Genomic DNA, 19,420 nt, shown 5'->3' with positions numbered 1-19,420 from the left:
TTTCTACCGATTACTTGCCTGATCCTGCGGATCGATTTCGGTGAAATCACGTCAGTCCATCGAGAAATGCATTCGCATGTTCATCGCGGCGTCGTACTGATTGCTGGCTACCCGGCGTTCGATCAGGCGATCGGATCCGCCCTCGGCAACACGGCGTTCGAGCAGGCGATCGGAGCCGCCTTCGGCAACGCGACGTTCGATCAGGCGATCGGAGCCACCTTCGGCAACGCGACGTTCGATCAGGCGATCGGAGCCGCCTTCGGCAACACGGCGTTCGATCAGGCGATCGGAGCCACCTTCGGCAACGCGACGTTCGATCAGTCGGTCCGATCCGCCCTCGGCGACGCGCCGTTCCATCAGCCGATCCGAACCCCCTTCGGCAATCTGCGTAGGCGCCTTTCTGGCTCGGTACTGTTGCACTGATGAAGTTTCTGAATCCGGAGCACTGGTTTCCTGCCTGTTGGCAACCGGCATGTCGGGCAGGCAATTTGCGCCGAATGCATGAGTGGCAACTATCCAGGTGGCTGAAACAATGGCGACGGGTAATACCAATCCAATAGTTTTCATCGTGATCATCCTGAGTCGTGGTGGGATTTCGTTAATGAACTTCCGGGTGCAACCAGACAGGTTTTAATTCAATCGATTACTTCTAATGAGGAATGCCATGTTCCTGCGTGGCCAGGCGAATTCGGTTATGTGCAATCAGGCGCATCACATAACCCAACTTGATCGCGGTCGGCCCGAGGATCGTCATCCCGTGCGCACCGACCAGCGTGGGCAAGGTCAGGTGAGCGTCAAACACATAAGCCAGGAAAATCCCCGCCATCAACATGCCCAGACCGCCGATCAGCAATACGTGGGACAGCTTCAGCACGCGATGCGAGTCTTCAAAAAAGTCATACATGTTGTTCAGCCATCCCTGCGTTAATAAGTGGGTGGACAAGTTTCGGCGCGAACGGAAACCGCGAAGTCAATGACTTTGCAGGGCGTTGCATTTGATGGAGGGATTTTACTGTTGGCGGTAGGGATCAACCATGTTGCATAAGTCTGGTTTTATCCTTCCAGCGTATGGAGAAGTCATACCAACGTATATAAACAACTTTCAATGTGCGCTGAACAAGAGCGTTACATCTAATGGTTGATACCCAGACTTTCGGCCATTCGAACCAGATCGGCGAACGACTGCGCACGCATTTTGCGCATGGCCTGGCTGCGATGGATTTTCACGGTGATCTCGCTCAGGCCGATGGCACTGGCGATCTGTTTGTTCATCAGGCCCGAAACGGCCAATGCCATCACCGATTGTTCTCTGACCGTCAGTGTCCCGTGGCGTGTGCGCAACTCTTGATGGCGGCGTTCGCACTCGCGGCGCGACCTGTCCCGCGTATGCGCGGCGACGACGGCATCGATCATTGCCTGCTCGCGAAACGGTTTTTCCAGGAAGTCGACGGCACCGGCTTTCATGGCGCGAACGGTCATGGCGATGTCGCCGTACCCGGTCATGAAAATGATCGGCAGACCGATTTTGGCGTCGGCGAGCGCCTGCTGAAAGACCAGCCCGCTGGTGCCTTGCAATCGCACATCCAGCACCAGGCAACTGGGCAGGTCAGGTCGCTCGAATTTCATGAAGTCGGCGACCGAACCGAACAGCGCGACTTGCAGGCCGATGGAGCGCAACAGGCTGCCAAGGGCCTCGCGCAGAGGGGCGTCATCATCGATGATGAAAACGATGGGTTCCAGGTTGCGGTCGGGTGCTGATTCTACTTCCATACGCTGGATGGCTTCGCGGCGATCGGGTTGCGCAGGATGCTGAACAATTCAACGGAAAGCTTTGCCCGAGCCTCCGGTTTTCATTGGATTTTTCTTGGGTAACCGTCCAGAGGCCATCGACCGCGTGTTCCGTCGATCAATGGCCTCGGTGGGTCAGTTTCCTGCACGGGCGACAATCGCGAAATTCCCCGGCGCCTTTTCCAGCAACCCCAGAAATCTCACCAGATCGACCTTGCTGCCATCCACTTTCAGATCATCGGAAGTGAGCGTTTCCTTGAGTCCGGCGGTGCCGCCCAGCAGCTGGACGAACAGGTCCTTGGTGACGGTCAGCGTTGCGTTGGCGTTCGCCGCCGACGGGCCTTTTCGGTAGTGCAGCACGGCGTTCTCGATCCATAGCACGAACGATTCATTCGTATCGGTCAGCACCAGATTGAACGTCCAGTTCTTGCCATCCGCCGCCGGCCCGTCGAGGCTCGCGGCCATGGCTTCGAGGAAGCGTTCGGTGGGCGTCTGCTTCATCAGTTCGATCAGGTCGGAGCGTTTGACGCCCTTGGCTGGCGGGCCGTTGCGCAGCTCCATGGCAGCGGTCAGGTAGCTGTTGCGCCAGGTTGCCGATTCCGCCTGATAGCCCATCTGTTCGTAAGCGCGGGCCAGCAGTTCTTTGGCGGCCGTGTCGTCGGGTTTTGCCAGCACGGCCTGATCCAGCAGTTCGGCGACCCAGCGGTATTCGCCCTTGTCGTAGGCCACGCGGGCGGCGTCGACCACTTTGGCGTTGCCTCCCATCAATTCGATGTAGCGCTTTGCCGATTCCTTGGGAACCATAGGATTCAAGTGCGCGGGGTTGCCATCGTAGGCGCCCAGGTACATTTGGTAGATCGCTTTGACGTTGTGGCGCAGGTCGCCGTAATAGCCACGGGTGCCGAAGTACGAGGCCAGCGAATCCGGCAGCTGGATCTTGTCGGCGATCTCGTTGGGGGTGTAGCCGGCGTTCATCAGGCGCACGGTCTGGTCGTGCAGGTATTTGTAGACGTCGCGGTGCTTGGTGATGAACTCGCGGATTCGCTCGTTGCCCCAGATCGGCCAGTTGTGCTGACCGAAATAGACCTCGGTGTCGCCCAGCTCATCAAGGGCGATTTGCGTGTAGTCGGACCAGCGCAGCGCATCGCGCACCTTGGCGCCACGGATCGGCAAGAGGTTGTGCATGGTCTGCGCCAGCAGCTCCGCACCGCCGTACGCCTTGAGCGCGGGGATCGAAAAGGTAAGCTCGGCCGGGGCTTCCGCGCCGGGCTTGTTGTGGAACACGAAGCTGACGCCGTCGAGCACCAGCGGCTGGACCGGCTGGTCGATGATCTGCGTCGGCGGCAGGATGCCCATGCTGCCGTAGGCGACGTTCTTGCCCAGCCCGGTGTCGACAATGCCGGTGGCGCCCGGCGTCAGGTTCTTGCCGAACTGATACATCGAACGCCGCGCCATCGCCGGGCCCGCCAGGATGTTTTCGCTGGTGGCTTCCTCCATGAACCCGGCAGGCGCGACGATGGGAATATTGCGCTGGGCGACTTCGCTGCTTGAGGTGATGCCCAGCACACCGCCGAAATGGTCGGCATGGTCGTGGGTGAAAATGATCGCGGTGACAGGCTTGTTGCCCAGATGCTCGCGCGCAAATGCCAACGCCGCTGCGGCAGATTCCCGGGAGGTCAGCGGGTCGACCACGATCCAGCCGGTTTGCCCGTCGATCAGCGTCATGTTGGCGATGTCGAAACCGCGCAACTGGTAAATCCCGTCGCGGACCTTGAACAGGCCGATCTGCGCGTTGAGCATCGCGTGCCGCCACAGGCTCGGGTTGACGGTGGCCGGCGCCTGGCCTTCGACGAAACGGTACGCATCGAAATCGATCAGGACATTGCCGTCAGCGCCGAGGATCTTGCCGGTGGGCCGGGCGATGAAGCCGCGCTGAGCATCTTCCATGTCCCGGTTGTCGCTGAGGTCCAGGCCCTTGATCGACGCCTGGATCACCGCTGCCGTGGCGGGCGTGGCATCTCCCGCAGCGGCGCTCGGCTTGTTGTCACAGCCGCCGAGGGAGACCAGCGTCAGGGCGATGATCGTGTAGAGGGTCGGTTTCATTCTTGTTGTTCTCCGAGGGTCGAATGCGCTCCAGCCTAGGGGTAGGGCGGTGATGTATCCAATGCATTGTTTACATCCGGATAATGCGTCGCTAGCATCGGGCGAATGGACCTCAAACGACTGTCACACCTTCTCGCGCTGGCCGATGAACGCCATTTCGGTCGCGCCGCCGAACGCGTGCACCTCAGCCAACCGGCCCTGAGCCGCAGCATTCAGGCGCTGGAGAGCGAAACCGGGCAGCGCCTATTCGATCGCGACACCGGCGACGTCCGCCCGACGCCGGCGGGGGAGTTCCTGATCGAGCGGGCGCGGCGGCTGCTGTTCGATGCCCGGTCATTGGAGCGGGACATGGCGCTCTACAGCGACCGCCAACTGGGCAGCCTCGCTTTCGGCGTCGGGCCGTTCCCGGCGGCCATGTTGATGCATCAAGTGGTGCCGCGACTGCGCCTGGATCACCCGGCGGTCACCCTGCGGGTGGAAGTGAACAACTGGCAGATTCTCGAGGCGCGGCTGCGCGCTGAAGCGATCGAATTTTTTGTTGCCGACATCCGTAACTTCACGGCCGAATCCGATCTGCTGATCCGTTCGCTGGGCCAGGTCTCGGCAGGCTTTTTCGTACGACCGGAGCATCCGCTGGCCGGGCGTAAAGTGCAGATGGGCGAACTGGAAGGCTACGGCATCGCCACGACGCGCCTGCCGGAAGTAGTGAAGCTTGAGACCGCCCGAACCCTCGGCATCTCCACCCGCCAGGCGCTGCCCATCGTGCTTGAGTGTGATGATGTGGCGTTGCTCAAGACCGTCGCTGGCTCAACCGACACCATCCTCGGCGTCATCCATGGCGCCGTGGCCGAAGACGTTCGGGTGGGGCGTTTGATTGAGCTTCATGTTGTCGACAGGCCGGGATTTCATTCTGAAATTGGCGTGGTGAGTTTGCAGGGTAGAAGCCTGTCGCCGACGGCTTTGTGTGTGATTGAGGCGGTCGTTGCCGAGATGCAATTCGTTCACGTCGAACAATCCCCACGTCTTTAGAGATACGTCCTACAGCCACGATTTTCCTGCTTCGTTAACGTCGTGCAGCCTCTTGCGAGGGGCTGCCGATGCATGAACGAAAGGACAATCAGTGGCTGGTCAAAAGGACATTCCCCGGGTTTACAACCCACCGGCAGGCGACGGGCATCACGTCACCTACCGCTACATGACGGCCACCGAACTGGCCGATCAGCAAGAACGACAAAACAAGTACGACGCCATGCTGGCGAGACAGGATGCTTTCGAGCGTAGCCGTGAGGTGGCGGCGAACAAGCCTGATGCGGTGCGTGCCGGCTGCGTGTTTGCCAAGTCCTGTAGGTTGCCGGACGCGATCATCGATTACTCGAATCCTTCGGGGATGGTGCCGACTGACAGCCTGAAGGATTACGGCGAGCTGATTTTGCTGGGTGGCCGGGAAGCCGATGACAGCGGTGGCGTTGCACTCAAGAAAATCAGCGGCACGGCAATTCCTGCGGGGCTGGGCACTTTTGCCCTTGCGGGGGAAGCGTTCAAGGCGTTGCCCGCGATGGCCTCTGCTGCTGTCATCAGCCCGCTGCTCGGTTTGGTGGCGATGTTCATGCCCTCGAACCTGGGCGACAGCGCGCTTTACACCGAAGACCAGTTGCTCGCCCTCAAACAGGCCCGAACCCGTGTGCGCTTGCGTGTTGAACAGCAGGCCGACGGGAGCCTCAAGGGTTACGGCTTCTACACGGGCAAGAATCGCGATTGGGAAATGGTAGATGTCGTGCAGTTCACGGCACGTGGTAGCCGGTTTATTGCAGACCTTGGTGAAGGTGTTGAGCTGGTCTGGACGCCCGCCGTGGACGGTTCCGACATTCTTGGTATTCCGGCACTGGAGGCTGCTCCGCAGGCGCCGCATATCTGGGTGTATCCGCCGACGAAAGCGGCGGACGGGATTCTGGTGAATCCGGTTTATCCGCCGGAGTATCGGGATTTCATTCTGGTGTTTCCGGTGGGGTCGGGGGTAAAACCGTTATACGTTGTACTGAGCACCGCACGTAAAGGTTTGGCACCTGCAGGCCATAGCTACCATAAGCCGCCGACTACAGAGCAAATCACCGCATTTCCAGACCTGAAAAAAGTTAGAGACAAAAATCCGGTTCAGGGCGGAGGAGGACTTCGCAAGCGTTGGACAGATGCCAAAGGAAAGAAAATCTACGAATGGGACTCAAGGCATGGAGAGCTAGAAATGTACCGAAGCGATGGGACTCACCTAGGGGCCTTCGATCCCTACACGGGTGAGCAACGCGAAGGACCTATAAAAGAAAGAAGCATCAAAAAAAGATATCTGTGAGGACGAGATGGGACTGGAACTGAGACTGGAGTGGTACGACGCAGCAACCCAGGAATTCCAGGGCGAGGAGTCGTCAAGAGATCTGGGGGATGATGAATCAGTATTGAATGCCCTAGGCATTCCAGTAGAGGGCAACATCAATAATGGCAGCTTCAACGTCGTCGAAAAGTGGGTTGCGACCATTCAGCCGTACTTTCAGCATCAGATCGCTCTGAGTACCAACGACTATCAAATTTCGTTTGATTACAGCTAGCACCGACAGACAGCCTGACTGACAGTAAAGGGGTCAAGCCATGCTCTTTCTTTCAATAACCGGCTTTTACCCGGATGACGTCCAAGACGACACGCTGCAGTTCGAGTTGGATATCGGCGGTAGCGAAATGAATGAAAAAGTTACACAGCTCATTGAATCCAAGCCCCTGAGCGCACTGGAACCTGGTGAGTTGTTACTGAGTGAGGATCAGGTAGCGGCACTGGGAGCCCTGCTGAATGTCACCTTCCCGAGCGGTCTGGAGTATTTCATGGGCACCTGTGCGAAGTACTGAAACTGCGGAGAGCAAAGGGGGCGGATGTATTCACGAGAATACATCCGCCCCCTTTTCACATAAGCCAATCAGCCCCGCTGACCCCGGCCCGGATAATTGAGCACAAACTGCACATGCGCCTTCACCCCGGTCGCCAGTGTCGCGTCATCGGCGGTGAAGTAGGGGCTGTGGTTGTTCGGTGCCTTGCTCATGTCCTGGCCTTCCGGCGTTGCGCCGAGGAACACGAACAACCCCGGCACCTTGCGCGCGTAGTAGGAGAAGTCCTCGCTCGGCGACAGGGAGGCGGGCAGGCGCTCGACCTTGCCCGGTGCTGCCAGTTCGAGAGCCGGGATCATGGCTTCGGTCAGGGCCGGATCGTTGGTGGTTACCGGCGCATTGTTCACCAGCAGCAGATTGGCCTGGGTCTCGTAGGCGCTGGCGATGCTGTTTACCAGCGGCGGCATCTTTTTCAGGATCGTGTCGCGGATGTCGGCGTTGTTGGTGCGAATGGTCCCGGTCATTTCCACGGTCTCGGGAATGATGTTGGCCGCCGAGCCGCCGTTGATCGTGCCGACACTGATCACGCCCATGCCCTGCGTGAGATCGACACGCCGACTGACCAGCGTCTGCAAACCGCTGATGATGCCCTGACTGGCGACAATCGGATCGACACCGCTCCAGGGCGCCGAACCGTGAGTCTGCTGGCCCTTGACCGTGATGCGGAACGAATCGCTGCTGTTGAGCACGGTCCCGGATTTATAGAACAGATGCCCGGTCGGATAACCCGCCATTACATGCACCCCGAACACCGCCTCGACCTTGGGCGAATCGAGCGCGCCATCGCGGATCATCGCCTGTGCGCCGATCAGGGTGTCGGTCTGGAATTCATCGACATCCGCTGCACCTTCCTCAGCCGGCTGAAACAGAAACACCACCGTCCCGCGCACCTGATCGCGATGCTCGGCCAGCACCTTCGCGGCGCCCAGCAACATGGCGGTGTGGGTGTCGTGCCCGCAGGCGTGCATCACCGGCACGCTCTTTCCCAGCCGTGTGCTGGTGGCCTGACTGGCGAACGGCAGGTTGGTCATCTCCTTGACCGGCAGTGCGTCCATGTCGGCGCGCAACGCCACCACCGGCCCCGGCAATCCGCCTTTCAGAACACCCACAACCCCCGTCTTGCCGACCCCGGTGCGCACTTCAATGTTCGACGCCTTAAGCCGCTCAGCCACCAGCGCGGCAGTCTTGAACTCAAGATTGCCCAGCTCTGGATGCTGATGAATCGTGTGGCGCAGATCGATGACTTCCTGATTGACCGCGCTCACGGCGCCATCGACCCAGGGCGCATCGGCGGCATGGCTGGCAGTGGCAACAAACGAGGACAGAACGGCAAGGCACAACGAGGTTTTGCAGAAACGGATCAAGGCGTGACTCTCTCTTATGGTTTTTATTGGCGTCAGAGGGTATGCCGCGATGCAAGGCGGGACAAACGAGTCTGGCCGGTAATCGCACGGCTTTTGGTTTTTCGCGTTTTTGCCTGAGCGCGGCTTTCAGCGGATTGTTTTCCGTCGCCTGATCCGCTTCACTGTGGCTCTTTTGCCTGAGCGGAAATCAATCATGGAACGATGCGAAGCACTGGTCATCGGCCTCGGCGCCATGGGCGCGGCCACGGTGTATCAACTGGCGAAGGCCGGGGTCAACGTGGTCGGCATCGACCGCCACCATCCGCCGCACACATTCGGCTCCAGCCATGGCGACACCCGCATCACCCGGCTGTCCGTGGGCGAGGGCGCGCAATACGTGCCCATCGTGCGCAACTCCCACCGCATCTGGCGTGAACTGGAAGCGCTGTCGGGCGAGTCCCTGTTCGAACAGACCGGCCTGCTGGTGCTGACCTCCAGCCCCGACTTCGACCCCGCCGACGAAACCGACTTCACCCTGCGCACCATCGCCCTGGCACAGACCTACGGCATCAAACACGAAGTCCTCAACGCTGCCCAGATCCGCCAGCGCTTTCCGCAGTTTGCCCAGGTGCGCGACGACGCCATTGGCTACTTCGAGCCCGAAGGCGGTTTTGTACGGCCCGAACGCTGCATCGACGTGCAACTGAGATTGGCCGAACAACACGGCGCCACGCTGTACAAGGGCGAGACCGTGACCCATATCAGCTCGGACGAACAGGGCGTCACCGTCACCACCGACCAGCGCACCGTGCGCGCGGACAAACTGGTGGTCACCGCTGGCAACTGGGCGGGCGGATTGCTGGGCGCGCCGTTCGACGGGCTGCTCAGCGTCTATCGGCAAAAACTGTTCTGGTTCGAAACCGAGCCCGATGCGGAACTGATCGGCCACTCGCCCACGTTCATCTTCACTCACGGCCCGGACGACGATTTCTATGGCTTTCCCGCGTTGCCGGGGGAGGGCAGTTTGAAGGTGGCTACGGCGCAGTATCACAGCACGTCCACGCCTGAAACGCTGGATCGCACAGTCTCGGCCGAGGAAGAACGCGAGATGTACGAACAGCAGGTACAGGGGCGCATTGCCGGGCTGACGGATCGGGTGGTGAAGTCAGCGGTTTGTGCCTACACCGTCACGCCGGATCGGCATTTCATCATTGATGAACATCCACGGTTGCAACATACGTTGGTGGTGTCGGCGTGCTCCGGGCATGGGTTCAAACACTCGGCGGCGCTGGGGGAGGCGTTTGCGCAGTGGTGTTTGCGGGGGGAGAGTGAGCTGGATCTTTCGTTGTTTTCGGTGGGGCGGTTTGAGAGGTGTGACAGTAATTGCGAGTGGCGGCTCTCGGCCAATAACGGACGATGAATATGGGCTACTTCCGACGCAAAGCTGTCGCTCGTGGAGAGTAAAGATCGGTCAGCACCGGTTCTTTGTAGGCCTCTCAGAGATAGTCCTTTGCAATCGGTGTTCGAGGTCAATGCTCAGGTCAGATGCCAATACAAGATCAGTTGGGAAGAACCATCGAGGTTATTCCAGCGTCTGGAGCCGGTGGGCCTTAGGGAGCTAGCGGCTCCACGTTCTGATGACCTACTGACCTTTTGCTCATAGGAAGATAAAACAGGACACAGTAAACTCTTTGGGATGGCAAGATGCCTTCATGTGTTGTAGCTTCTATCAAACCTTCCAAAGTACAGTGGGCTGACCTAATGGAAAATGGGCAAAAAAAACTAAAGGAATTGTTTGATGGCCGCAAGATATTCAACATCCCAGATTATCAGCGCGCTTACGCGTGGGAGACAAACCGACAACTCCCTGACTTCATTGAAGACATTGACAATCAAGCACTCGGTCGAGACTACTTTTTAGGAACCATTCTCTTTCAGGAGAAGTCCGAAAAGCATGCCGGATTTGATCTGATAGACATAGTAGACGGACAGCAAAGGATTACTACAACAATCATCTTTATGAAAGTCTTGCTTTCTAACTTGCGCCAGCGGTTGGACGAGACTCAATATGAGGAGCTTGGATTGGATTTGGTTGAAGAAACGTATATCTTCAATAAGAATCGTCCAAAATTACAAGCTATTTCACCCGACAATGACTTCTTTTTTAATTACGTCCTAAATGATGGAAATGGCGCTGATCATATTGAAACACCGTCCCAGCGCCGTTTGTTAGAGGCGAAAAATTATTTTCAAATCGAATTGGCTGGCAGAGAGACTGAAGAGCTTTTGCAATTGAAGTGCAAGCTGGATGAATATACTAAAGTTTTAACGTATTCTGTAAAAGACGCGGCGGAAGCAACCCTTATTTTTGAAACCACGAACGATCGAGGGAAGAGACTAACCAATCTTGAAAAAATAAAAAGCTTTTTAATGTACAAAACCTACCTCGCCGCCGATGACGTTGAACATTATTTAACGGTAATTCAGCAAAGGTTTTCTGATGTTTTCAGAGAGTTGGAACTCTTTGACGGAAAAATAGATGAAGACTCCATACTTCGATTTCACTATATTGCTTTTGAGGATTGGGCTGATAAGTCGGATTACCAGCAACCTATGGCATCTATCAGATGCAAGCTTAACCCGCTTATTGCTAATGGACGCAAACAGGATGCGTTGGCGTTTATTGATCGATTTAGCAGGGAGTTAAAAGAGAGCTTTCATATAATGCGCCAAATCTCAATGTCTAGGTATCAATCATACCGTGATCTTTTGTGTTTGGAGCGAATGGAAAGCTTCTATCCTCTAATTTTGAAGGCTTATAAAAGTGATGCTTCGCCGAAAAAAATAATTTCGCTATTACATGCCGACTCTTAGAAATTTATAGCTTCCGTATTTTCGCAGTTCAGCAAAATAGGTCGAATACGGGCCAGTCAGCACTTTACAAGCTTGCTCGAAATTTCTCAGGTCGATTTGAGCCTCTATTCGATACCCTTTCGTCAATTATAAACGATGCCAGCAGCCGCAAACGTTTTCATGAGACACTGCAAGATGCCGATCTATATAACTGGATGTCCAGTCGTGATCTTTGCTATCTAGTATGGAAGTATGAAAATCACTTGCGGCTTTCGGAGCAACCAATATGTTCTGAAATGTCAGAAGCTGAATTCAAAAATACTGGCAGTAAAACTCGGTTAACAGTAGAACATATTGCCTCTCAGACCAAAAATGGCATCGTTCTTGATGGTTCCATAGTCCCAGATTTAGATTCAGCCTTTAGAGATCAATACCTAAATCGTTTAGGAAATTTAACCTTTGACCCGGCCTCTGCCAATTCATCAAAAAGCAATGGAGAGGTATATGTTAAAAATTCAAAATACTTCTCCAAGGCTCCTTATAAAACACAGAATGAGCTAGAGTTATTCATGTTCGATAATAAATGGACATCAGAATCCATTGATCTCAGGCAGTTAAAGATCATCGATTTCTGTCTAAAATATTGGAATGCTCAATATGTCAATTATTAATGCCGAGTCGTATTCTGTGGGTACCATTGGTATCCACTCAGAGCAGGAAACGGGAACAGGCCACGATTATGAGCCGTTCCGATTGCGGGTGAGCCCGATCGTGGTCTGTCCCCGGCGTCCTCTCTGCCAACTAAAATAAACCTACCCCCTTTTTGCCTAAGAGTTGCAAGTGAAAAAACAAGTCAAGAAGAAGCCGCATTCCCCCACAAAAATATGGAATGAAGTGCAGAGAAAAGTGTTACGCCACGAGTTAGGACACTGGTTAGTGGCCCGAAAACTGGGATTCGATACTGGTGAAATCACCGTAAAGATCAGACAGCAGAGCCAGGTTCATCCTCCTGTGCAAGAAGGCGACTCTTGGATCAACCCAGCCCCAGTAATCAAGAATGTCGACGACCTCACTCTCTATCTTGAGAATAGGATTTCTGTTCTATACGCAGGAATTGCAGCACAGACGCATGGGCTTGAACTTGATCCTGTGGAACTTGGCAGAGTCCAAGAGCAGGATGCTGCAACAGACCTACGAATTATCAGAGAGTTAGTTCCTGTTCTAAGGGGAACACTGCATGGGGCAAGAGTTGATCAAGGAACATTCTCGGATCAATGTTTAGAAGCTTTGGACCCGATATGGGGAAAAACTAAAGATCTAATCGCAACACTATATCCAAAACTGGACTGGATGGCAGATCAGATGGGGCAGCAAGTTATCAGTTCAAACAAGACTTATGTGTTCACGGTGCGCGACCTGGAGGCACTTGAGCAAAGTTATTCTGAATAGGGCATCAAAGAATAGGAGCGAGGCCCACCCACGATTATTAGACGGGCCGATTACAGGTGCGCTCGAATCGAGGTCTGTCCCCAGTTTTAAAACTGACCATGGAGAATGCTGCGCACTGTGCTAACTTGCTTCGCAGTCGAGTGTCTATACTTTGCAAGTTGGCCAGCCAGCAAATTGGGACGGATATGTTTTTTCGGACAATAAATCCGTCCCAATTTTTGTGAGTCGTGGTGTGGGGCCTTTTGAACATAAACGGCGTTCTGACTAACTGTCTTTAAATAAAGAGCAGCATAAGAAAGCCTTGGTTTTTAGTCATGATTGAGGCTTTCAGGAGCGCTCGAGAAAAAACCAATAGGAATAAATAGCTCAATTACGAATTTATTATCGGATATTTTGGGCGTGGAAACTTTTACTTCAAGCGCGACGAGGCTTACTTTGATGTTTCTTAATAAGTGCCGGTATTGATCAGTAATAATTTTGTCCGTAGTAGTCATATCAAGCTCGGAGTTTTCGAGTGGCTCAGGATCTTCGATCTTGCACTGAAAACGCATAACAATATTATTGTTGCTGATCCGGGCGCCGACCGTAACGCTCTCCGCTGAATGCCGAAGCTGCATATAAGAGAAAATATCTAAAATTGATTGGCGCAGAGCTTTTTCGGAAAAGCTTATTGCTGGAATCCTCATGCAGGCAGATGTCAGCTTTAAATGCAGGCCAGGCAGGCTTTCATTTGCAGACAAAAGCAAGTCTTGAACTGAAAAAAATGAATCAGAATCACTGATTACCCTGTTTTTTCGGCTTTCCTCTATCAAGAATTTAGCCTCGTTGATTGATGATTCTTGAACTTTAACATTGAGCGCATCTCTAGCACGCATTAGAAAGTTAGAAGTGTCATACATATGAAAAAATTCAAGGTCGGGAGCTTTAAAGTAGATTTCATTCAGAAGCTCTCTTCTCGGGCCAAGCTTTTTTCCGCGCTTCTCATACCACCAGTCTTCCTTAACATCTCCGGTGATGAGTACAACGTACTTCAGTTTTTCTGTCTTGGCCTTTCTGATTACTTCATGCCAAAGAATAAGATCGCCAAATTTTCTTATAAACTCTCTGTCGTCGACCAAATACGAGCCTGTCTTGGCTTTGTCTTTGTAACCGGGCGGAATGCTATTTTTATATCGATCCTCACCAAGCTTGTAGAATTCTTCAAGTTCTGGCTTGGTGAATCCCGTGCCTACCTTTCCCTTGAATAGTTCGAGAACCAAATCTTGCAGCACATCTCTATCATTAACATCTGATTGTTTTTTTTCTAATGAGTCAAGATGCTCAATAAAGTCCTCAATGAATTTTATGCCGGCTTGAATGTTGCTAGGGGTTATAAACTTATCCGGATCAATGAGAGAGTGGCGCTGCTTTAGTTTCAGTTGCGATAGTTCGCTGCTCAGTGCGCTAAAAAGCTCAAAGTATCGAGATGAACATTCAGTAAGATGATTTCTAACAATTCCAAATTTATTCTTTTGATCGCTAATTGCTTCGTGGCGATTATTTAGAAACTCAACTAGAACTTGAAAGCCTATCCAAATTCTATCAGTAAATTCTTTGCTCTTTAGGACTTTTAGAAGATCTCTGCTTGCTGATTCAGGAAGACGATAAAGATCTAAGAGGACATTTGAGTCAAATATAAAAACACCCTCCTTCCATAATTTCTCAAAGTCTCCGTTATCAACCTCTCTATGTATTTTTATGAGATTTTCGATAGGATCTATCATTTGTTCTTCCACGGTCTGCTCCATAACCTAATCACACCACATGTATTTAACTTTTCAAGCGGGTATCTAACCACAAAAATAAGGGTATTGATATCACGTGGCCACTAAGCGTTAAAGCTTTCTTTAAAAACAACCACGCCTACCTCTGGAGGAGTCGTCGGCAGGCTTTGAACCCAAAACTACAATGGCCTGCCAACTCGCGAACATTAGAAACCCTCTGATCATTTGTGGCCATTTCTGAACATACTAATTGGCATCTGGTAGGTAGCGGTCGCTTGCAAAAGTCCGCTTCTAACCGAAAGGTGCCGCTTTCAAGCGCCCGCTTTTGGCCGATAGCTGCCATTCTTCGGGACAGCTACGGCCAAACGCTCATGCCCTCTTTAGCCGCGTACCATCCGGTCGCAGAGAGCTAGCGTTTAGGTCTTCACCTCAACATGATCCAACGCCTGATTCACCGCCAACTCGCTCAACATCACCAACTGCGCAATCCCGATCGCAGTCTTGCGATGAGCAGGCTCCAGGGTGGCCGCAAAGTTATTAAGCATTTCGCTGGCCGAGCCTAGTGATTCGCTGGCGTTGGCCAGGAGTGATTCGGTGTTGTAGGCCGGGTTGGCCATGTACATGGGGTCGTGTTTGTGGTGGCTGCCCATGATCCGTTGTTGCGGAGTGAGGTAGTGATCGAGCGCGCGTTCGGCCGCTTCGTTAAGGGTTCGGGAGTCGGGGAATTTGTAGGGAGAAACCGGATCGGTTTCCGGTGGGTTCGGTGTTGGCTTGAACATAGATGTAACTCCAGGGTGAGAAAGTGGAGCCATCAGCCTCGCTACCAAACGAGGGTGGTGGCCATACGGAGGTTGGTAGACCGGTCACCTGGATACCCGGCGCGTCCGAAGACGCCCTACGCATGGCCACCATGAAACAGAGGACGAAAGAGTCCCTGCAATCTGGTGTTGCGATGCGACAGGTAATCCGGGCTACCAAACCCGATCACTGTTTTTCAGTGACCCGGAAACGATAAAACCCGCACCCCAGACGCACAAGCCGGCGGATTCTGGCGTAGTCGTAGGCAATGACGCAAGACGCTGTAGCCGTGGGGAAGTAATGCCGGGCGTTTCTAAACGCCATTCGAAAAACGCTTAAACACGCCGACTTCGCCATGTCGAAATCAGACGCCCCAAGCAGCTGCTGAATAATCCGATCACATCGATTTCAATTTTCCTCTCCATACCCATTCTTTCTTGGCACCTACCAGCGCGCGTCACTTTTTAAGCTTGATGAAACGTTTCAGCAAGTTTATAAAAAGAGCCACAACTCCAAGAAAGGCTGCTCCCATGACCCCGCTCAAACTCGTTGTTGCCCTCAGCGCACTGTCCGCTGCCTCCCATGCCATGGCCTGGGATTACGTTCTGCTTGACACCGACAAAGCCGCTCAGAACTGGCAGATCACCAGCCAGCAACTCGGCGTGAAAACCGACAAACCCTTCAGCGTCAGCCTGCGCACCTTGCATGGCGGTCGGCAGGAGGGCGTCAGTATTGTCGACATCGATAACGGCACGATGAAACTCTCGGTGGTGCCGACGCGGGGAATGAACGTCTTGCAGGCCTCGGTCGGCGATGTGCGTATGGGCTGGGATTCGCCGGTCAAGGAAGTGGTCAATCCGTCCTTCATCGAACTCAATGGCCGCGGTGGTCTGGGCTGGCTTGAAGGCTTCAATGAACTGGTGACCCGCTGCGGATACGAGTGGGTCGGCCACCCCGGCGTCGACAACGGCGAACTGCTGACCCTGCACGGCCGGGCCGCCAACATTCCTGCAAACAAAGTCACCCTGCACATCGATGAAAAGCCACCGTACGCCATCACCCTGCGCGGTGAGCTGAAAGAGCAGGCGTTCAAGAAAGTCGACTTCTCCGTCGCCACCGAACTGGTCACCGAACCCGGCAGCGTAGTGTTCGCCCTCAACGACACCCTGACCAACAACGGTGACTATCCGAAGGAATACCAGGCGCTGTACCACAGCAACTTCAGCACCCCGTTCCTGGAGCAGGGCGCTCGTTTCGCCGCGCCGGTGAAACAGGTGTCGCCGTTCAACGACAAAGCCAAGGGCGATTTGGCTGAATGGCAAACCTACCGCGCACCGACCAAGGACTACGACGAAACGGTTTACAACGTCGTGCCGTATGCCGATGCCAAGGGCGATACGTTGACCGTATTGCATAACAAGGCTGGCAGCCTGGGCGTTTCGGTTGGCTTCAATACGCAGACATTGCCGGTGTTTTCTCTGTGGAAGAACACCGATACCCAAGGTCAGGGTTATGTCACCGGGCTGGAGCCGGGGACGAGTTTTTCCTACAACCGCCGTTATCAGCGGCCACTGAACCTGGTACCCACCATCGCGCCGAAGGAACACAAACAGTTCCGCATCAGCTACAGCTTGTTGGCGGATAAGACAGCCGTGGATAAGGCCTTGAAGCAGGTAAGCGAAATTCAGGGCGGGCGGGAGACCGAGGTGCGGCAGGCACCGTTGGTTGATCTGACCAAGGGGTAAAACCGGCGGTCGCTCAACTGTTCAGCGACATCGGCTTGTCGCCACCCGGAGGCAAGCCGAACACCTTGCGTACCCTGTTGAGAAATGCCCCGTAGGGTCGCCCCAGCGCAAGCATCATCAACGCCGCACCGAGCGTGCCGCGCACAATTTCCCACGCATTGAAATTTGCCTATCGGTATTGCAGGACGCCATCCGAATTGAAGCGGGCCAGGACGAGAATGGATGTGCTCTCTCTCTGTTTTGGAAGAAATATTGTTGTGCGTTCTGGGGGCATTTGTTGAGCAACGCTCATCAATGTGTTGTGCTGTGCACTATAGATCAAGGCTGATACCGCCAACCTACATCCTTGGACTCTCACTCATCCCCGAGCAGGAAAATCAACATGCAGGTCAGTCGCGCCAATCTTGCCGATTTCGTTTTATTTTTGGCTATTGCCCGGCATCAAAGTTTTAGCCGTGCTGGCCAGGAGGTGGGAATCAGTGCCTCTGCACTGAGTCATGCGATCAAGGGCCTCGAAACCCGGCTTGGCGTGCGACTGCTGAACCGCACGACCCGTAGCGTCACACTGACCGCAGCAGGCGAAGAATTGCATAGCGTGATCAGCATGCCCATGGATGAAATCAGCCAGGCGGTGGAAGCGCTCAATCGCTTTCGGGACGAGCCCACCGGGCGCATCCGACTGAACCTGCTGAGCGATGCGGCAGACCTGCTTTTGGGGCCAGTGCTCCCAGTCTTCAATGATCGTTTTCCAGAGATTCAAGTCGACCTTACCGTGACCAATCTGATGGTCGATGTCATTGGTGGCGGCCATGATGCAGGCATTCGTTATGGTGGTACGGTCCCGGAAGACATGATCGCTCAACGGCTGTCTCCGGATATCCGATGGGTAGTCGCTGGTGCCCCCGACTATCTTGATCGGTATGGTGTGCCGCTGCACCCAAGCGATCTTCTTGAGCATCGTTGTCTGCGGATTCGGCTGGGCAATGGCTGCATGTATGACTGGGAGTTCGAGAAGGACGGCGAGCATCTGGCGATAGCCGCCCCGGGTAATATCACCATCGACGAGACCCGAGTGGGCCTTTCACTGGTTCGTCAGGGGGCGGGTCTGATGTATGCGCCTGAGCCGGCGATGGCGCCCCTGGTTGAGAGTGGCGAGGCCACCAGGGTGCTGGATGACTGGTCCAGCGTGGCGCCAGGGTTCCACATGTACTACTCGAGTCATCGGCAATTGCCGATGGGGCTTCGACTGTTGATCGACTTGATCCGCGAGCTTAAGCCCCTCGGTGATTAAGCTTTTATTGATTCACCCTCGGACGGCTCCTGCCATGAGGTGTTTTGTCCGAGTCGGTCGTCCTTCTGATGGCGCTTCTTCAAGACTTCTGACGTTTGGCAAACACTTCGCCAACCACCGGAACTGCTGAGAATACATTGGGCCAGCCGGTGTAGAACGCCAGCTGTGTCAGCGTTTCGGAAGCCTCTTCCTGAGTCAGGCCGTTGTCCATCGCGCGATTGAGGTGGGCGCCGAGTTGAGCGACTTGTCCGGTGGCAATCAGGGCACTGATGGTAATCAGACTGCGGTCACGCGGAGCAAGGCCGGGACGAAGCCAGAGGTCATGAAACAAGGCTGCGCCAGTGTAATGAACCACACCCGGGGATACCGGGCCGACTGTCTTGTCGACGAACGCTTTGCGGACTTCCTCCGAAGCTTCGTCGATGGGCAGCAATACGGGCGATACGGGTGGTAGTTGATCCGCCGTGACACCGCGCTTTGCAAAGACATCCTTCACGATGAGAATGGTGGCCGTCGCGTTACCCCACCCGGTGTAGAAGGCGAGATGGTTGATCACCTCGGATATCTCGCCTGGCGTGACGCCATTGTTCAGTGCGAGATTGACGTGGTAAGCCATTTCAACTGTTTGCTGTTTGGAGATGAGCACCGCCAGAGTGACCAGGCTACGGTCGCGTGGCGACAACCCCGGGCGTTTCCAGACTTCTGCGAGCAGGGTCGATTCGGTGTTGTGCGCCAAGGCCGGGGATACGGCTCGCACGTCATCCAGGGAGGGCACTGTTGGCAGGCGCGAGGCCGTGGAGGATCTGTCGGTGGTCGCGCACGCAGTCAGCAGCAATGATAAGGAGGTCAGGCCTATTTTGATCAGTCTCATCGGGAAGCCTCGTACTGCGCTGCACTCACGGGTTCCAGCCACTCGACGTTTTTTCCGTCCACTGATTCCTGGATCGCGATGTGAGTCATGCCTGTCGTGGCTGTCGCACCGTGCCAATGCTTCACACCCGGCGGAGTCCAGATCACGTCACCAGGTTTGATGAGCATCTTTTCTCCGCCCACCTGTTGAATCCACCCGGTGCCTGCCGTGACGATCAACGCCTGGCCCAATGGATGAGTGTGCCACGCAGATCGGGCACCCGGCTGAAAGGTGACAGCGCCCGCTGACATTTTCGAAGGGGCACGGGCCGGGAACAAAGGATCAATCCGCGCATTGCCGACGAAGTTTTGTGGGGCGCCCATGATGGAGGCCTGGTCGCCGTTGCGGACGATGCTCATGACTTGTTCCTGGGGGAGATCCGCAGCTTGCGCAGGTATCGAGGCCATAAGGCTTGCGGCCACTGCAGGCACGCAAACGAGTGTTCTCATCGG

At 54.8% G+C, this 19,420-nt stretch carries 19 protein-coding genes; 10 read left to right on the top strand and 9 right to left on the bottom strand.

Annotated features, from left to right (window positions below; genetic code table 11):
* Nucleotides 1-51 precede the first annotated feature (51 nt).
* From CAF90_RS29675 to CAF90_RS06175, 4 genes are all read right to left on the bottom strand, one after another.
* Entirely contained in the window at nt 52-567 is a 516-nt protein-coding gene (locus CAF90_RS29675; protein WP_256578495.1) for a phage infection protein, read from the bottom strand.
* 82 nt (nt 568-649) lie between these two features.
* A complete protein-coding gene (locus CAF90_RS06185; RefSeq protein WP_085604944.1) occupies nt 650-904 on the bottom strand; it encodes a transmembrane sensor/regulator PpyR in 255 nt (84 codons plus the stop codon).
* A gap of 227 nt (nt 905-1,131) precedes the next feature.
* Nucleotides 1,132-1,770 (bottom strand): response regulator transcription factor, encoded by a 639-nt coding sequence (locus CAF90_RS06180; protein WP_085604941.1) that lies wholly within the window; start codon nt 1,768-1,770, stop codon nt 1,132-1,134.
* A 153-nt stretch (nt 1,771-1,923) separates the two neighbouring features.
* Nucleotides 1,924-3,891, bottom strand: a complete 1,968-nt coding sequence (locus CAF90_RS06175; RefSeq protein WP_085604938.1) for an alkyl/aryl-sulfatase — start codon at nt 3,889-3,891, stop codon at nt 1,924-1,926.
* A 105-nt stretch (nt 3,892-3,996) separates the two neighbouring features.
* Here CAF90_RS06175 and CAF90_RS06170 point away from each other — a divergent pair, with 105 nt between their 5' ends.
* The 4 genes from CAF90_RS06170 (at nt 3,997) to CAF90_RS06155 (ending at nt 6,780) form a co-directional block, all read left to right on the top strand.
* Nucleotides 3,997-4,920, top strand: a complete 924-nt coding sequence (locus tag CAF90_RS06170) for a LysR family transcriptional regulator (protein WP_085604935.1) — start codon at nt 3,997-3,999, stop codon at nt 4,918-4,920.
* A gap of 91 nt (nt 4,921-5,011) precedes the next feature.
* The gene (locus tag CAF90_RS06165; protein ID WP_085604932.1) at nt 5,012-6,235 is read left to right on the top strand and encodes a colicin E3/pyocin S6 family cytotoxin; all 1,224 of its coding nucleotides are present in this window, start codon (nt 5,012-5,014) and stop codon (nt 6,233-6,235) included.
* Between the two features lie 7 nt (nt 6,236-6,242).
* Nucleotides 6,243-6,488, top strand: coding sequence for a colicin E3-like toxin immunity protein (locus CAF90_RS06160; RefSeq protein WP_085604928.1), 246 nt, complete (start codon nt 6,243-6,245; stop codon nt 6,486-6,488).
* A 40-nt stretch (nt 6,489-6,528) separates the two neighbouring features.
* Nucleotides 6,529-6,780, top strand: coding sequence for a pyocin S6 family toxin immunity protein (locus CAF90_RS06155; protein WP_085604926.1), 252 nt, complete (start codon nt 6,529-6,531; stop codon nt 6,778-6,780).
* A gap of 68 nt (nt 6,781-6,848) precedes the next feature.
* Here CAF90_RS06155 and CAF90_RS06150 read toward each other — a convergent pair whose 3' ends face one another.
* Nucleotides 6,849-8,180 carry an amidohydrolase gene (locus tag CAF90_RS06150; RefSeq protein ID WP_085604922.1) on the bottom strand — a complete coding sequence of 444 codons (1,332 nt, stop codon included), beginning with the start codon at nt 8,178-8,180 and terminating at the stop codon, nt 6,849-6,851.
* A 193-nt stretch (nt 8,181-8,373) separates the two neighbouring features.
* Between CAF90_RS06150 and solA the strand changes: the two genes are divergently transcribed.
* The 4 genes from solA (at nt 8,374) to CAF90_RS06130 (ending at nt 12,461) form a co-directional block, all read left to right on the top strand.
* Nucleotides 8,374-9,579 (top strand): N-methyl-L-tryptophan oxidase, encoded by a 1,206-nt coding sequence (gene solA / locus CAF90_RS06145; RefSeq protein WP_170929354.1) that lies wholly within the window; start codon nt 8,374-8,376, stop codon nt 9,577-9,579.
* Nucleotides 9,580-9,863: 284 nt separating this feature from the next.
* Nucleotides 9,864-11,033, top strand: a complete 1,170-nt coding sequence (locus tag CAF90_RS06140; RefSeq protein ID WP_085604919.1) for a DUF262 domain-containing protein — start codon at nt 9,864-9,866, stop codon at nt 11,031-11,033.
* Nucleotides 11,015-11,683: an HNH endonuclease family protein gene (locus CAF90_RS06135; RefSeq protein WP_085604917.1), complete on the top strand. Its 669-nt coding sequence runs from the start codon at nt 11,015-11,017 to the stop codon at nt 11,681-11,683. Before CAF90_RS06140 ends, CAF90_RS06135 begins: the two co-directional genes overlap by 19 nt.
* A 169-nt stretch (nt 11,684-11,852) precedes the next feature.
* On the top strand, nt 11,853-12,461 hold the full coding sequence (locus CAF90_RS06130; RefSeq protein ID WP_085604914.1) for a hypothetical protein: 609 nt from the start codon (nt 11,853-11,855) through the stop codon (nt 12,459-12,461).
* A gap of 308 nt (nt 12,462-12,769) precedes the next feature.
* On the opposite strand, the gene CAF90_RS06125 is transcribed toward CAF90_RS06130, so the two are convergent.
* On the bottom strand, nt 12,770-14,236 hold the full coding sequence (locus CAF90_RS06125) for a PIN-like domain-containing protein (RefSeq protein WP_139834464.1): 1,467 nt from the start codon (nt 14,234-14,236) through the stop codon (nt 12,770-12,772).
* A gap of 404 nt (nt 14,237-14,640) precedes the next feature.
* On the bottom strand, nt 14,641-15,003 hold the full coding sequence (locus CAF90_RS06120; protein ID WP_007958158.1) for a DUF6124 family protein: 363 nt from the start codon (nt 15,001-15,003) through the stop codon (nt 14,641-14,643).
* A gap of 549 nt (nt 15,004-15,552) precedes the next feature.
* On the opposite strand from CAF90_RS06120, the gene CAF90_RS06115 reads away from it, so the two are divergent.
* Both CAF90_RS06115 and CAF90_RS06105 read left to right on the top strand, forming a co-directional pair.
* A complete protein-coding gene (locus CAF90_RS06115; protein ID WP_085604911.1) occupies nt 15,553-16,767 on the top strand; it encodes an aldose 1-epimerase family protein in 1,215 nt (404 codons plus the stop codon).
* Between the two features lie 382 nt (nt 16,768-17,149).
* Nucleotides 17,150-18,058 (top strand): LysR family transcriptional regulator, encoded by a 909-nt coding sequence (locus CAF90_RS06105; protein WP_085604908.1) that lies wholly within the window; start codon nt 17,150-17,152, stop codon nt 18,056-18,058.
* 79 nt (nt 18,059-18,137) lie between these two features.
* On the opposite strand, the gene CAF90_RS06100 is transcribed toward CAF90_RS06105, so the two are convergent.
* Together CAF90_RS06100 and CAF90_RS06095 are read right to left on the bottom strand one after the other, a co-directional pair.
* The gene (locus CAF90_RS06100; RefSeq protein ID WP_085604905.1) at nt 18,138-18,929 is read right to left on the bottom strand and encodes a carboxymuconolactone decarboxylase family protein; all 792 of its coding nucleotides are present in this window, start codon (nt 18,927-18,929) and stop codon (nt 18,138-18,140) included.
* Entirely contained in the window at nt 18,926-19,417 is a 492-nt protein-coding gene (locus CAF90_RS06095) for a cupin domain-containing protein (RefSeq protein ID WP_085604902.1), read from the bottom strand. The genes CAF90_RS06100 and CAF90_RS06095 overlap by 4 nt, the downstream gene beginning before the upstream one ends.
* Between the last annotated feature and the right edge of the window lie 3 nt (nt 19,418-19,420).

Source organism: Pseudomonas sp. B37(2017) (genome assembly GCF_002112885.1).
Classification (GTDB): domain Bacteria; phylum Pseudomonadota; class Gammaproteobacteria; order Pseudomonadales; family Pseudomonadaceae; genus Aquipseudomonas; species Aquipseudomonas paraglycinae.
The sequence above is the reverse complement of the archived record's forward strand: the minus strand, read 5'-3'. Positions and strand labels throughout refer to the sequence as shown.

What these genes read in the sequence shown, in the direction of transcription:
- CAF90_RS06185 (WP_085604944.1), bottom strand. Translation starts at nt 904, where the DNA reads ATGTATGACTTTTTTGAAGACTCGCATCGCGTGCTGAAGCTGTCCCAC.
- CAF90_RS06105 (WP_085604908.1), top strand. Translation starts at nt 17,150, where the DNA reads ATGCAGGTCAGTCGCGCCAATCTTGCCGATTTCGTTTTATTTTTGGCT.
- CAF90_RS06155 (WP_085604926.1), top strand. Translation starts at nt 6,529, where the DNA reads ATGCTCTTTCTTTCAATAACCGGCTTTTACCCGGATGACGTCCAAGAC.
- CAF90_RS06095 (WP_085604902.1), bottom strand. Translation starts at nt 19,417, where the DNA reads ATGAGAACACTCGTTTGCGTGCCTGCAGTGGCCGCAAGCCTTATGGCC.
- CAF90_RS06175 (WP_085604938.1), bottom strand. Translation starts at nt 3,891, where the DNA reads ATGAAACCGACCCTCTACACGATCATCGCCCTGACGCTGGTCTCCCTC.
- CAF90_RS06140 (WP_085604919.1), top strand. Translation starts at nt 9,864, where the DNA reads ATGCCTTCATGTGTTGTAGCTTCTATCAAACCTTCCAAAGTACAGTGG.
- CAF90_RS06115 (WP_085604911.1), top strand. Translation starts at nt 15,553, where the DNA reads ATGACCCCGCTCAAACTCGTTGTTGCCCTCAGCGCACTGTCCGCTGCC.
- CAF90_RS06120 (WP_007958158.1), bottom strand. Translation starts at nt 15,003, where the DNA reads ATGTTCAAGCCAACACCGAACCCACCGGAAACCGATCCGGTTTCTCCC.
- solA (WP_170929354.1), top strand. Translation starts at nt 8,374, where the DNA reads ATGGAACGATGCGAAGCACTGGTCATCGGCCTCGGCGCCATGGGCGCG.
- CAF90_RS06100 (WP_085604905.1), bottom strand. Translation starts at nt 18,929, where the DNA reads ATGAGACTGATCAAAATAGGCCTGACCTCCTTATCATTGCTGCTGACT.
- CAF90_RS06180 (WP_085604941.1), bottom strand. Translation starts at nt 1,770, where the DNA reads ATGGAAGTAGAATCAGCACCCGACCGCAACCTGGAACCCATCGTTTTC.
- CAF90_RS29675 (WP_256578495.1), bottom strand. Translation starts at nt 567, where the DNA reads ATGAAAACTATTGGATTGGTATTACCCGTCGCCATTGTTTCAGCCACC.
- CAF90_RS06170 (WP_085604935.1), top strand. Translation starts at nt 3,997, where the DNA reads ATGGACCTCAAACGACTGTCACACCTTCTCGCGCTGGCCGATGAACGC.
- CAF90_RS06160 (WP_085604928.1), top strand. Translation starts at nt 6,243, where the DNA reads ATGGGACTGGAACTGAGACTGGAGTGGTACGACGCAGCAACCCAGGAA.